Genomic DNA, 12,842 nt, shown 5'->3' with positions numbered 1-12,842 from the left:
CGCGTAACCAAAGTGGATACCTTGCACGCCGAGTAGCCTACCTTACCCCCATGATCCACTACAGCGCCGCCCTCGACCTTGTCCTGCAGCAATCCTTCGACTGGGGCACCGAAACCGTCCCCCTCGACCGGGCGACCGGCCGCGTCCTACGCCAGGAAGTGCACGCCGACCGCGACCAGCCCCCTTTCGACCGCGTGGCCATGGACGGCATTGCCGTGGATTACACCGCGTATGCCGCCGGTCAGCGTCGCTTTTCGGTTTCCCACCTTGCTCCCGCGGGTACCGCCCCCCAAGTCCTGCGCGATAAAACGCAGTGCGTGGAAGTCATGACGGGCGCGCCCCTGCCACCCGGCACCACCACGGTGATCCGCTACGAGGACCTCGAAAAAGACGGACAGGACTTCCGGTTGCCGGAGGGGGTTACGGACGGCAATAGCATTCACCGGAGGGCCAAGGATGCCGTGGCTGGTGACCTGATGATGGAAGCGGGGCGAAAGATCGGGCCGGCGGAACTGGCGATACTTGCCACCTACGGCGTGGCACAGGTAAAAGTGGGTCGCCTGCCCCGCGTCGCGATCGCCTCTACCGGAGACGAGGTGGTACCGGTAGACCGCACGCCCCTCGATCACCAGATCCGCAGTTCCAACGTGCACCAGCTGGCGGGACTTTTCCGGTCCGTCGGCATCGAGCCCACCCTGGACCACCTGCCCGATGCCGCCGACCGGGGACAGGAAAAACTCCGCAACCTGATCGATCGCCACGACCTGCTCCTCCTCAGCGGTGGCGTATCGAAGGGCAAGCTGGATCACGTGCCCGACTGGCTGGCCGCGGCCGGCATCGAACGACTCTTCCACCGCGTGGCCCAGCGACCGGGAAAACCCCTGTGGGTAGGCCGCAATGCGGACGCTATGGTGTTTGCCCTGCCCGGAAATCCGGTGTCGAGCCTAGTAGGTGCGGTGGCGTACGTCGGACCGTGGTTGCGGCGACAACTGGGAGTAGCGGATGACAAATATGCCGTTGGCCTGGCCGAGGAGGTAAGCTTTTTGCCCGCCCTTACGCTGTTTTTATCCGTAACGGTCGATGCTTCTACCGAAGTGCTGAGCGCCCGACCGGTGGTCGGCAGTGGCAGTGGAGACCTCGTAAGTCTGCTCCGTACCGACGGATTTGCCGTGCTTTCCGCCGACCGATCCAACTTTCCCGCCGGCGAAAGTTTTCCATACTTACCCCTCCGCCTCCTCTAACTCCGGCCGCCATGCACCAGAAGCACCCGAAAATCGCCCGCCCCGCCCTGGGAAATTACGCCCGTACCGAATTTGCCCTCGTCGGTTCTACTTGCGAACGCATGGAAAAATTGATGCGGGCGTGGGCCGATTCGCTCTCGCGCGACTTCCGCTGTCTGCTGGTCACCGGCGAGCACCACGAACCCGACGTGCCGACATCCGTGCGCTATGACCGCAAGCACTTTACCGCTCCGGACGCATCCTGGAACGACTTCGACGACCGGCTGCTGGGTCAGGCGTACGATCTTGCACTTGTCAACGGCAACCACTATCCGGCCGCCCGGCAGATCGTCTTCGTAGACGAAAATAAGGCGGGAACGCTGGAGCGAAGAAGGGACCAACTGAGCGATGTGTTCGCGGTCGTGCACGTGAGTGGCGAACTGCCCGAATGGCTGCCCGCGGCGCCGGTGTACCCGCTGGAGCGGGTGGGGGAGCTGCTTCCGCTCATTGCCGACGAATTGCGTGCCGCCGTGCCCCGCTTGCGGGCATTGATCCTTGCCGGGGGGCGGAGTGAACGAATGGGAGAGGACAAAAGCAAACTCGTGTACCGCGACGGGAATACGGAAGTCGAGCGACTGGCGAAGGTCTGCGCCGATCTGGGTGTTGCGGCCAGCGTCTCGGTTCGTGAGGCGGAGGACGGCGATCGTTTCCCCATACCGGTAGTTACCGACCGTTTTCTGGGGCTCGGCCCGGCCGGTGCCATCTGCTCCGCCTTCCTCATTGATCCGGATGCGGCCTGGCTGGTTCTCGCCTGCGACCTGCCCCTGCTCGAAGCACCGACTTTACGTCAATTGATTTCCGCCCGTCGGCCGGATCACGTGGCCACCGCCGTTCGTGGTCCCGGTCGGGAGTGGCCCGAGCCGCTGGTGGCCATTTACGAGCCGCGGGCGTATCCGCGTTTGCTGCAGTTTCTGGCTTTGGGGTATTCCTGTCCGCGCAAGTTGCTCATCAACAGCAATACCGCCATCGTTGACCTCGAGGACCTTGAGCCCCTCACCAACGCCAACACCCCGGAGGAGCGGCGGCGGGTGCAGGAGTTGCTGGGGTGATCGCGTGAAAAGGGTGGCCTACGTATTTACGTACTACGGAATTCTGCGGGTTTCTGACACCGTCCGACGGCTTAAGCCGTTGGACGGTGTCGATATTTCTGCCCAAAAGCTTGCGTATATACGTAAATAGTACGTATTTTTGCCTACGTAGTTAATTACGTAACCCTAAGCCGCGCCCACATGCAACAGATCGTCGTCATCGGCAATGGAATGGTAGGACACAAGTTCTGCGACCTATTCGCCCGCCACCCGCGTCGTCATGCGTTTCAACTCACCGTATTCGGGGAGGAGCAGCGACCGGCTTACGACCGCGTCCACCTGAGCGCCTACTTCACCGACCGCGACGCCGACAAGCTTTCCCTCGCCACCCGGGAGTGGTACGCCGAAAACCAGATCGAGCTCCGCACCGGCGAACTGGTCACCGAGCTCGACACGGCAAACCGCCAACTCGGTACCCACCTGGGCTACGAGATGCACTACGATTACCTGGTGCTCGCCACCGGCTCCGTACCATTCGTCCCGCCGATTCCGGGAAAGGAAAAATCGGGGGTGTTCGTATACCGCACCATCGAAGACCTCGACGCCATTCTCGACTATGCCGCCAAACTTCGGGAGTTGCCCGGAGCCCGCTCGGTGGTCATGGGTGGCGGTCTGCTCGGACTCGAAGCGGCGAAGGCCACCCTCGACATGGGACTGCCGACAGATGTAGTAGAGTTCGCCCCGCGGCTTATGCCCCGACAACTGGACGAGGGCGGGGCCGCCACCCTTACGTCGACACTGGAGGGGCTCGGATTGGGCGTTCACCTATCCAAATCTACCTCGGCCGTCGGGGGCAACGGCTGCATCACTCACCTCGATTTTAGCGACGGAAGCCAACTGGAGGCCGACCTACTCATTATTTCGGCGGGCATTCGGCCGCGGGATGAGCTGGCCAGAAAGGCCGGAATTGAAGTCGGTCCCCGGGGCGGTATTCTGGCCGATGAATACATGCGCACGAGCGCACCGGATGTCTTCGTGATCGGGGAAGCGGCCCTCTACCGCGAGATGATCTACGGCCTGGTGGCCCCCGGCTACGATATGGCGCGGGTGTCGCTCAGTACCATTATGGCCGACGCCGACGGAGGGTGCATGCCGGAGTCAATCGACCTCTCCACGAAGCTCAAACTGATCGGTACCGACGTGGCCAGTTTCGGCGAGTGCTTCCCGGAACCGGGTACGGCCCGCTCCATTGTCTACCACGACGAAGCCGCCGGAATCTACAAGCGCATCAATGTTTCTCCCGACGGAAGTCGTTTGCTGGGCGGTATCCTCGTCGGCGACGCGGCGGACTACAACATGCTCCACCAGATCTACAAAAACGCCATGGCGCTGCCGCCCCAGCCGGAGGACCTGATTCTCGGCACGCGGGGTTCGGGCGGGGACGCAGGTGCAGGGATCATGGACCTTCCGGACGCTGCGGTTATTTGTTCCTGCGAGAACGTCACGAAGGGTACCCTCTGCGGTCACCTCTCAGCAGAGCAAGCTCATTCGGTAAAGGACCTGGTTGCTTGCACCAAAGCCGGAACCGGGTGTGGGGGCTGTAAGCCGATTCTCTCCGACCTGGTAGAGAACTACTTAAAGTCGCAGGGTAGGGTGGTCCGCAACACCCTCTGCGAACACTTCGCCTACACCCGCCAGGAACTCCGCGACCTGATCGTGCTGAAGCAACTGCGCACTTACGACGAAGCGCTAGATGAACTGGGCCACGGCCACGGATGCGAAACGTGCAAACCGGCGCTGGCCGGCATCTTCGCCACCGTTTACGCCGAAACGGCAAACCCCCAGGCCGCCATTCAGGATACGAACGATCGCTTCCTCGCTAACATTCAGCGCAACGGTACCTACTCCGTCGTACCCCGCGTGCCCGCCGGCGAGATCACGCCCGACAAGCTGATTGCCATTGGGGCCGTCGCCAAAAAGTACGGGCTGTACACCAAGATCACCGGCGGACAACGCATTGACCTCTTCGGTGCCCGCCTGGACCAGTTGCCCCCGATCTGGGAAGAACTCATCGCGGCCGGCTTCGAAAGCGGTCATGCCTACGGTAAATCGTTGCGGACCGTCAAGAGCTGCGTAGGCAGTACCTGGTGCCGTTACGGGATGGATGAGTCGGTCACCTTCGCCATCGAGATCGAAGAACGGTACAAGGGACTTCGCTCCCCCCACAAACTGAAGGGCGGGGTAAGCGGCTGCATCCGGGAGTGCGCCGAGGCACGGGGGAAAGACTTCGGCCTGATCGCCGTCGAGGAAGGGTACAACGTGTACGTCTGCGGCAACGGAGGCGCCCGCCCGAAGCATGCGGAACTACTGGCCGGACCGGTGGATCGCCAAACGGCCGTACGCTACCTTGATCGCTTCCTGATGTTTTACCTGCGCACCGCCGGCCCGCTGGTCCGCACCGCCAAGTGGCTGGAGGGACTCGAGGGCGGCATCGCCTATCTGCGGAGTGTAGTGGTCGATGACGTCCTGGGCATCAATGAGGAGCTGGAAACCGAAATGCAGGGCCTCGTGAACGGCTACCGCTGCGAGTGGAAGGAAGCCGTGAACGATCCCGCCCTGAGGGCCCGCTTCCGCCCCTTTGTCAACACGGACGAAGCGGAAGAACTCGAATTCGTAGCCCTACGGGAGCAAAAAATGCCCAAACCCTGGTAACTCCAAATCCTGAACCTATGACCGCTTACCAAACCATCCTTCCCAATCAAGTGACTACCTGGTTCCGCGCCGGGCGCACCGATCAGTTTCCCGTGGGGGCCGGCGCGACCATCAAGTACGGTCAGCGTCAGATCGCCGTTTTTTACTTCAACCGCACCCAGCGGTGGTACGCCTGCCAGAACCTGTGTCCCCATAAACTGGAAAACGTACTGGGGCGCGGCCTCATCGGCGAGCAGGATGGCGTGCCTAAGGTGGCCTGTCCCCTGCACAAACGGACCTTTAGCCTCGAAACCGGGGAGAACCTCAACGGCGACTGCCCCCCCGTAGCCGTCTTTCCCGTGCGAATTGAAGGGGGGGACGTGTACGTCGGTTTTATCGATTAGCCCGTACCTTTCCCGCATGCCTGCACCGGATCAACAAAAACAACTTGCCGCCGCTTTCGCCACCCTCGATGCCGCCAATGCGGCCGACCCCCGTCACGTTGCGACCGGCGGGGACGAGGTGCCCTACGAACTCCTCTATGCCCGCCGGATGACGGAGGAATTGGACCGCTTTTCTCCCGATGCCCCCTTGCCCCTGCGCCTCGCCGCCCGCGCCCAACACCTCGAACGCTGGCGAAGCCCGCGGGAAGATTACCCCATGGACCGGACGGGCTACCTGCGGTGGCGGGAAGACCTGAAGAAATTTCACGCGGAACGGGCCAGGGAGCTCCTTTCGGCGGTCGGATATACGGACGAAGTACTCGACCGCGTCGCGTTCCTCCTGCAGAAAAAACGCCTCAAACGGGATGAGGATACCCAGACCCTGGAAGATGTGATCTGCATCGTGTTCCTGAAGTATTACGCGGCGGAGTTTGCCGCGGAGCATCCCCGCGAAAAGGTGGTGGACATCCTGCACAAGACCCTGCGGAAAATGTCGGAGCGGGGTAAGGAAGCTGCCCTTGCCTCCGACCTGCCCCCGGCCGTCCGTGCCATGGTGGGTGAGGCGATGGAAATATCGTAGGCAATGGGAGAGAACCGCATCTTCTCCCGACTCCGCCGCGCCTACCTGTTGGCCCTCTCGCTCATTGCCCTGTCGCTAGTGGGGGAGTTGTTGCTGGTCGACGGATTCCTCATCGATCAAAAGAAGGACGCCGAGATCATCAACGTGGCCGGACGGCAGCGGATGCTCAGTCAGCGTATCGCTAAGATGGTGGCGCTCGAACAACCTGCCGTAGCCACCGAAATAGCCGCCTGGCAGGACCGGCACGAGTGGCTCAAAACGGAACTGGCCGGACAACCCGTTTTGGATAGCCTGCGTACGCTCGATACCCTCGTTGCGGTACTCTCGCAGGTAGCTAGTTCGAATACGCGAGATCGTGTCGATACAGTGAACGGACTTTCCGAAGATTTCCTGGTCAGCATGGATGCCATTGTGGGCCACCTATCGGTTGCGGCAACGCGCAAGGTCAATCGCTTGCAACAGGTAAACCGGTGGCTAACCGTATTCACCCTGGGGATTTTGCTGCTCGAACTGATCTTTATTTTTCGCCCGATCGGTCACTTTGTGCGCCGACAGTTTGAGCGCATCGACTCCGAACGAGGGGCACAGGAGTCGGCCCGTGCGGCGGCGGAGGATGCGGTCACCGAAAAAAATGCCACGCTACGCCAACTTTACGCCCTTAATAGCGCCATCGACGAAGCGGCTCTCTTTGCGTCATTGCGCGCGGACGGGACGATCATTCACCTCAGTAAAAAATTCCGCGACCTCCTCGACCCCGAAGCCTCGGTGGCAAACCGGCCCTTCGCGCAGGTACTCAACCGCAACGAAGGGCGGCAGATCCGGATGGCCGAATTGCTCCGTAACGTCACGGTCACTCCCTGGCGTGGGGAATGGCAGTTGACGGATCGGGCCGGCGCGGTACGCTACCTAGAGATGAGCATTCTGCCGGCGCGCCGAGCTGGAGCGGAGGTCGACCTATTCGTATTAGCAACGGACGTCACCGAGAACCGTATGGCCCGGGATGCGCTCAGCACCCTCACCGAACAACAGATTACCAAGGAAAAGGAGCGGGTGCTGCAGCGCGCCCAGCAGACGACGGAGGCCCAGGAAAAGGAGCGCTTGCGGGTAGCCCGTGACCTGCACGACGGAGTCGGACAAAACCTGACCGCCCTCAAGTTCAGTCTGGAGAGTATGAAACTGGACGACCCCGAGCGAAGTCGCGCCGATCTGGATCGCCTCAAGGAACTTGCCGGCGAGATCATTCGGGGCGTCAGAATGGCCACCTTTAACCTGCGCCCGCCCGAGCTCAGTGACTACGGACTGGCCGCTACCCTCGAACGAATGGCCCGCGAGCTCAGCCGGCTTACCGGTGAACGGGTCGTATTTGAAAACGACAACTTTAGTGCCAAGCTGTCCCCCGCCGCCGAACTCAATTTATACCGCATCACCCAGGAGGCCGTCAACAACGCCATCAAGTACGCCGGTGCCAACTACATCCTCGTGACCCTGTCGGCCGGTGAGGAGTTGGTGAGCATTACCGTAGACGACGATGGGCGGGGCTTCGATCCGGAAACCGTGAAGTCGCGCACCGACGGTTCCGGTCTGGGACTTGCCTCAATGGAGGACCGTATCGCCCAACTCCGGGGGAGGTTGTTTATTCGCAGTTCTCCCGAAACGGGTACGCGGATCACCATCAACGTACCCCTCGGCAGCGGCTAAACGGGTAATCCTGTATTTTGTCGCCTGCTAAAGACCCCGTACCGATTATGCCAACTAAAATTCTCCTCGCCGACGATCATGCGCTGGTGCGCGATGGTATTCGGCGGCTGCTCGAAGACGATGCCGACCTCGAAGTTGTCGGTGAGGCAAACGACGGCGAGGAGATGCTACAGTTGATACGGGACGTGAAGCCCGATCTAGCCATCGTTGACATCCGGATGCCCAAGCTAAACGGGATCGATGCCGTTCGTAAGCTTCGTCGGGACGGAGATCCTACCCCCTGCCTCATGCTTTCCATGCACGACAGCGAGGAATACGTACTTCAGTCGATCGATGCCGGTGCCTTCGGGTACCTGCTCAAAGATGCCAGCCGGGAAGAATTTCTCCGGGCGGTACACACCATCGTCGGGGGAGACCGGTACTTCAGCGGCGACCTCTCCAATATCCTGATTCGACAACTGACGAAACCGGAGGGATCACGGAATACGCCCGTGGCTACCGCTCAGGAAGACGTGGTGCTGACCCGCCGCGAGCGACAGATTCTTCCCATCATTTTACAGGGTGCCACTAACCAAGAAATTGCTGACCAGTTGGAGCTGAGCCGCCGTACCGTCGAAACCCACCGCTTCAATATGATGAAGAAGCTCGGCGTGAGCAACAGCAGCGAACTCAATCGCCGGGTCCGGGAGCTGGGACTGCTCTAGTGCTCCAAAAATCCGATCAGGTGTTCCCGGTATCCGTAGTAGTCGGGATGCCGCAGGATGTCTTTTCGCAGCCGGGGCCGGGCAAAATCAATTTCCAGAATATCCCCAATCTGTGCGCGGGGGCCGGAGGTCATCATGATCACCCGATCGGCCAGGAAGATTGCTTCGTCGACGTCGTGAGTAATCTGGATGGCAGTAATCTTTTCCTTCTCCCATACTTCGAGCAGCACGTCCTGAAGCTCGGCCCTTGTGAGGGAATCGAGCATGCCGAAGGGTTCATCGAGCAATAGGATTTTGGGTTTGAGGGCGAAAGCACGCGCGATACCCACCCGTTGTTGCATGCCCTGGCTAAGCTCCGACGCCCGGCGGTGGAGCGCCTGACCGAGACCGACCTTGTCCAGGTAATACTTGCAAATATCTTCTCTCTGCTTCCGGGTGCCGTGGGGGTACACTTGTTCGACGCCGAGCCTGACGTTCTCCAGGGCGGTCATCCAGGGCAGGAGGCTGGGCGACTGGAAGATGACGCCGCGGTCGGGACCGGGTCCGTCAATGGGAAACTCATTGAGGAGGATCTCACCCCGGGAAATGTCGTTGAGTCCTGCGATCATGGTAAGCAGGGTGGTCTTGCCGCAGCCGGAGTGTCCGATGATGGATACGAACTCTTCTTTTTTGATTTGCAATTGCAGGTTTTCCAGGACGACGTACTCCCCGGTCGGGGTAGGGTAAATTTTGGTCAGGTCACGGAAATCCAGGACGACGTCCCGCAGGGAAAAGGGAGCGGTAGGGGGCAGGGTAGACATGGGCGTTAAATTTAGGCGCGGCGCCACTTAGACACGAAGCTGCGGCTGCCGGGTTTAATGGGTTGGATTGCGGGCAGGGCGAGGGATTCGTCGCGTTGGGGCCGGTCCGATTCACCGAGAGCAACGAGGTAGTTGAGGATGTCGGTGCGTACCCGCTTGAAGTGAGGGTCGTGGTTCATGGCCGTCTTGTCGCGCGGACGGTCTAGGGCAATGCTAAATTCCGGTCCGAGGCCGGCGGCGGGTCCGGGGTCGAGGGGGATGATGCGATCGGCCATGTAAATACCTTCGTCCACGTCGTTGGTGATGAGGACTGCCGTACGTTGGTTGGCGCTCCAGATGCGGAGGATCTCATCCTGCAGGTTGCCGCGGGTGAGGGCATCGAGGGCACCGAGGGGCTCGTCCATGAGCAGCAGATCGGGATCGGTGGCCAGGACGCGGGCGATCGAGACGCGTTGCCGCATGCCACCACTCAGCTCACCGGGATGCTTATCGATGGCGTGGGACAGGCCGACCATCTCGACGAATTTCCGGATGTGGGCGTCGCGTTGGTCGCTCGTCCAGGCGGAGTACACCTCATTAACCGAGAGGGCCACATTTTGGTAGACCGTATACCAGGGCAGCAGGGAATAATTCTGGAAAATGATCCCACGCTCGGGGGCTGGGCCGGTGATGGGCTTGCCGCGATAGAGCACCTCCCCTTCGCTCGGTTGCAGCAGGCCCGTCATAAGGTTGACCAGGGTCGTCTTGCCGGAGCCGGTGAAGCCGACGATGGCCAGAAACTCACCTTCGGTGACCGTCAGGTTGATGTTGGAAAGTACCTCGGTGCGGGAAGCGCCCTCTCCGTACCAGTGGCTGACGTTGCGGAATTGGATGATGGGGGTCATGGGGGAGGGGTGAGGGGGTGAAGGTTTGAGGGATTGAGGGATTGAGGGATTGAAGGGGTGAGGGGGTTAGGCGACGACGGTTTCGAAGGAGACGCGGCGCTGGACGTAGAACATGAGGCGATCGAGGAGGAAGCCGACGAGGCCGATGACGAACATGGCGACGAGGATTTTGGCGTTGGAGTCGGAGCCGCCGTTCTGGAATTCTTCCCAGACGAAGGAGCCGAGGCCGGGACTCTGGGCGAGCAGTTCGATGGCGATGAGGACCATCCAGGCGACGCTGACGGTGATGCGCATGCCGGTGAAGATCATCGGGATGGCGGAGGGCAGTATGACCTTGAATATCTTCTTGCCGATGCCGAGATTAAGGACGCGGGCGACGTTGATGTAGTCCTTATTGACCGACGATACGCCGACGCTGGTGTTGACCAGGGTGGCCCACATGGCGCACAGCCCGACGCTGATGGAAGAAATGAGGAAAGACGTATCGGTGTCGGAGCCCAGGGTGAGGGTCTTGACGATCATGAAGACCAGCAGCAGCCACACCACCGGTGAGACGGGCTTGAAGACCTGGATCATCCAGTTGAAGGCGATGCGCAGGTTGTTGTTGAGTCCGATGACGACTCCGAGCGGAACCGCGATCAGCAGGGAAATCAGAAAGCCGACCACGACGGTCTTCAGGCTGGTACCGATCTGATCAACAAAGGAGGGACGGCCGGTATAGGTGATCGCCGACAGGCCCTGCGCACTGCGGGCGGCATTGACGGCTTCCGTTTCGGCTTGGAACTCCGCTTTCTTCGCCCGGATGGCCCGGTGGTCGGCCAGCAAAAGCCCCGCTGCCCGAACGACTTCGCTGGGGAAGGGCAGGGTGTTGGGTTTACAGCTCACGTTACCGGAGGCGATACAGGCTGCCATCTCCGCTCCTGCGTCCCCGCCCTGCTCTTGTGTCGTGCGTTCGATGCGCGCTTCGGCCTCCACGCCGTACAGGTAGCTGGCGCTGAGTTGCCACACGAGCAGGAACACCGCCATCGAAGCCAGCGAAATGCCGAGGGTGCGGGCGGTATCGGGTAGCCGTTGTGCGAGTTTGGCCCGGCGGGGCAGAAATTTTGCGAGGGTAGCGAAGGTGGCCCGGGGGGCGGGTGCTACGGGGGTGGTGGTGGGGTGGCCCATGGGGGGGAAGGGATTGAGGGGGGGAGGGGTGAGGGATTGAAGGGGGGGGAAGGATTGAGGAGGGAGTTGTTGGGTTGTAGGGTTGTTGGGTTGCGCGCAATTCAACAACTCAACACCCCTACAATTCACCGTCCTTATTGCCGAGGTTGAAGCTGTTGAGGTAGCCGATGGGGTCTTTGCCGTCGTAGGGGAGGCCGTCGATGAAGGCGGAGGTGGGGGGCTTGTAGCCGTCGGTGTCCGGGAGGTCGGTGGCGGGGAGGATGCCCTCGGCGACGAGTTCCTGGGCGGCCTGGCGCCAGAGGTCGGGGCGGTAGATGTCGGCGATGGTTTCGTGGTACCAGTCGGCGGGTTTGGCTTCGGGGATCTGGCCCCAGCGGCGCATTTGGGTAAGGAACCAGATGCCGTCGGAGTAGAAGGGGAAGGTGGCGTGGTACTTGTAGAAGACATTGAAGTCGGGCATGGCGCGTTTGTCGCCTTTTTCGAATTCGAAGGTGCCGGTCATGGAGTTGGCCAGGACGACGGAGTCGGCGCCGACGTAATCGGGGCGGGAAAGGATGCCGACGGCCCGGGCGCGATTGGTGGGGTCGTCGAGCCAACGGCCGGCGCGGATAAGAGCCTTAGTTATGGCCTTGGTGGTATTGGGGTACTTGGTAGCGAAATCCGCGCGGAGGGCGAAGACTTTTTCGGGGTTGTTCTGCCAGATGTCGGTGTTGGTGACGACCGGTACGCCAATGCCCTTAAAGACGGCCTGCTGGTTCCATGGTTCGCCCACGCAGTAGCCGTAGATGGTGCCGGCCTCGAGGGTTGCGGGCATCTGGGGCGGGGGCGTAACGGAGAGGAGCACTTCGGCGTCGACCTGTCCCTGGATGTTATCGGCCGTGTAGAAGCCGGGGTTGATGTCGGCCGCGGCCAGCCAGTAGCGGAGTTCGTAGTTGTGGGTGGAGACGGGAAAGACCATGCCCATTTTGAAGGGGTTGCCGGCGTTGCGGTACTCCTCGATCACGGGGGCGAGGGCGGCAGCGGAGATAGGGTGGGCCGGCTTGCCGCTGTCGTCCATGGCAACGTGGGGTTTCATTTTGTCCCACACCTCGTTGCTTACTGTGATGGCATTGCCGTTGAGGTTCATGCTGAAGGGGGTGATCAGCTTCGCTTGCCGTCCGAATCCGGCTCCGGCGGCGATGGGCTGTCCGGCCAGCATGTGGGCTCCGTCGAGCTGGCCGTCGATGACGCGGTCGAGGATGTTCTTCCAGTTGGACTGCGCCTCGATGGTGACGTACAGTCCCTCGTCGGAGAAGTAGCCGAGTTCCTTCGCGATCGCTAGCGGGGCCATATCCGTAAGCTTGATGAAGCCAAAGGTGAGCTGGGGCTTTTCGATGGCGGCAAACTTGGCCATATTCGGTGCGCCTTCGGCGACGGTGCTGGTCTGGGCGTTGCTTTCACCGCAGGAGTTGAGGAGGAGGGCAAGGGGGAGCAGGAGTAGGAGTAGGTACTTCATTGATTTAGCATTTGGGTTTTTATTCGTCGGCCGAGCGAGGCACGAGCCTCGTCCGCCGAAAGACGGGGGGTT

At 61.2% G+C, this 12,842-nt stretch carries 11 protein-coding genes; 7 read left to right on the top strand and 4 right to left on the bottom strand.

All coding sequences use genetic code 11. The features are described from left to right. Positions 1 to 50: 50 nt before the first annotated feature. The 7 genes from GGR28_RS08845 to GGR28_RS08815 all read left to right on the top strand — a co-directional run bounded on the left by GGR28_RS08845 (position 51) and on the right by GGR28_RS08815 (position 8,424). Positions 51 to 1,241 (top strand): molybdopterin molybdotransferase MoeA, encoded by a 1,191-nt coding sequence (locus GGR28_RS08845; RefSeq protein WP_183495426.1) that lies wholly within the window; start codon positions 51 to 53, stop codon positions 1,239 to 1,241. 11 nt (positions 1,242 to 1,252) lie between these two features. After that, entirely contained in the window at positions 1,253 to 2,329 is a 1,077-nt protein-coding gene (locus tag GGR28_RS08840; protein ID WP_183495425.1) for an NTP transferase domain-containing protein, read from the top strand. A gap of 180 nt (positions 2,330 to 2,509) precedes the next feature. Next, positions 2,510 to 5,020: a nitrite reductase large subunit NirB gene (nirB, locus tag GGR28_RS08835; RefSeq protein WP_183495424.1), complete on the top strand. Its 2,511-nt coding sequence runs from the start codon at positions 2,510 to 2,512 to the stop codon at positions 5,018 to 5,020. Between the two features lie 17 nt (positions 5,021 to 5,037). Then, entirely contained in the window at positions 5,038 to 5,403 is a 366-nt protein-coding gene (gene nirD, locus GGR28_RS08830; RefSeq protein WP_183495423.1) for a nitrite reductase small subunit NirD, read from the top strand. Positions 5,404 to 5,419: 16 nt separating this feature from the next. Next, positions 5,420 to 6,022 carry a DUF4202 domain-containing protein gene (locus GGR28_RS08825; RefSeq protein ID WP_183495422.1) on the top strand — a complete coding sequence of 201 codons (603 nt, stop codon included), beginning with the start codon at positions 5,420 to 5,422 and terminating at the stop codon, positions 6,020 to 6,022. 3 nt (positions 6,023 to 6,025) lie between these two features. Further along, the gene (locus tag GGR28_RS08820; protein ID WP_183495421.1) at positions 6,026 to 7,720 is read left to right on the top strand and encodes an ATP-binding protein; all 1,695 of its coding nucleotides are present in this window, start codon (positions 6,026 to 6,028) and stop codon (positions 7,718 to 7,720) included. Positions 7,721 to 7,767: 47 nt separating this feature from the next. After that, the gene (locus GGR28_RS08815) at positions 7,768 to 8,424 is read left to right on the top strand and encodes a response regulator (protein ID WP_183495420.1); all 657 of its coding nucleotides are present in this window, start codon (positions 7,768 to 7,770) and stop codon (positions 8,422 to 8,424) included. Here the strand turns inward: GGR28_RS08815 and GGR28_RS08810 are convergent. From GGR28_RS08810 to GGR28_RS08795, 4 genes are all read right to left on the bottom strand, one after another. Continuing rightward, positions 8,421 to 9,224, bottom strand: a complete 804-nt coding sequence (locus GGR28_RS08810) for an ABC transporter ATP-binding protein (protein ID WP_183495419.1) — start codon at positions 9,222 to 9,224, stop codon at positions 8,421 to 8,423. The genes GGR28_RS08815 and GGR28_RS08810 overlap by 4 nt on opposite strands. Before the next feature lie 11 nt (positions 9,225 to 9,235). Then, complete coding sequence (locus tag GGR28_RS08805; RefSeq protein ID WP_183495418.1) at positions 9,236 to 10,108, bottom strand: ABC transporter ATP-binding protein; 873 nt, start codon at positions 10,106 to 10,108, stop codon at positions 9,236 to 9,238. 66 nt (positions 10,109 to 10,174) lie between these two features. Next, a complete protein-coding gene (locus tag GGR28_RS08800; protein ID WP_183495417.1) occupies positions 10,175 to 11,275 on the bottom strand; it encodes an ABC transporter permease in 1,101 nt (366 codons plus the stop codon). A 118-nt stretch (positions 11,276 to 11,393) separates the two neighbouring features. After that, positions 11,394 to 12,770, bottom strand: coding sequence for a CmpA/NrtA family ABC transporter substrate-binding protein (locus GGR28_RS08795; RefSeq protein WP_183495416.1), 1,377 nt, complete (start codon positions 12,768 to 12,770; stop codon positions 11,394 to 11,396). Positions 12,771 to 12,842: the final 72 nt, after the last annotated feature.

It is taken from the genome of Neolewinella aquimaris (genome assembly GCF_014197245.1).
GTDB classification, from domain to species: domain Bacteria; phylum Bacteroidota; class Bacteroidia; order Chitinophagales; family Saprospiraceae; genus Neolewinella; species Neolewinella aquimaris.
Note: the sequence above shows the minus strand (reverse complement) of the source record. Positions and strands in the feature narration are given on the sequence as shown.

Bases quoted from the DNA above. Each gene is read 5' to 3' on its own strand.
- GGR28_RS08800 (WP_183495417.1), bottom strand. From the start codon at position 11,275: ATGGGCCACCCCACCACCACCCCCGTAGCACCCGCCCCCCGGGCCACC.
- GGR28_RS08820 (WP_183495421.1), top strand. From the start codon at position 6,026: ATGGGAGAGAACCGCATCTTCTCCCGACTCCGCCGCGCCTACCTGTTG.
- GGR28_RS08795 (WP_183495416.1), bottom strand. From the start codon at position 12,770: ATGAAGTACCTACTCCTACTCCTGCTCCCCCTTGCCCTCCTCCTCAAC.
- GGR28_RS08845 (WP_183495426.1), top strand. From the start codon at position 51: ATGATCCACTACAGCGCCGCCCTCGACCTTGTCCTGCAGCAATCCTTC.
- nirB (WP_183495424.1), top strand. From the start codon at position 2,510: ATGCAACAGATCGTCGTCATCGGCAATGGAATGGTAGGACACAAGTTC.
- nirD (WP_183495423.1), top strand. From the start codon at position 5,038: ATGACCGCTTACCAAACCATCCTTCCCAATCAAGTGACTACCTGGTTC.
- GGR28_RS08825 (WP_183495422.1), top strand. From the start codon at position 5,420: ATGCCTGCACCGGATCAACAAAAACAACTTGCCGCCGCTTTCGCCACC.
- GGR28_RS08815 (WP_183495420.1), top strand. From the start codon at position 7,768: ATGCCAACTAAAATTCTCCTCGCCGACGATCATGCGCTGGTGCGCGAT.
- GGR28_RS08810 (WP_183495419.1), bottom strand. From the start codon at position 9,224: ATGTCTACCCTGCCCCCTACCGCTCCCTTTTCCCTGCGGGACGTCGTC.
- GGR28_RS08840 (WP_183495425.1), top strand. From the start codon at position 1,253: ATGCACCAGAAGCACCCGAAAATCGCCCGCCCCGCCCTGGGAAATTAC.
- GGR28_RS08805 (WP_183495418.1), bottom strand. From the start codon at position 10,108: ATGACCCCCATCATCCAATTCCGCAACGTCAGCCACTGGTACGGAGAG.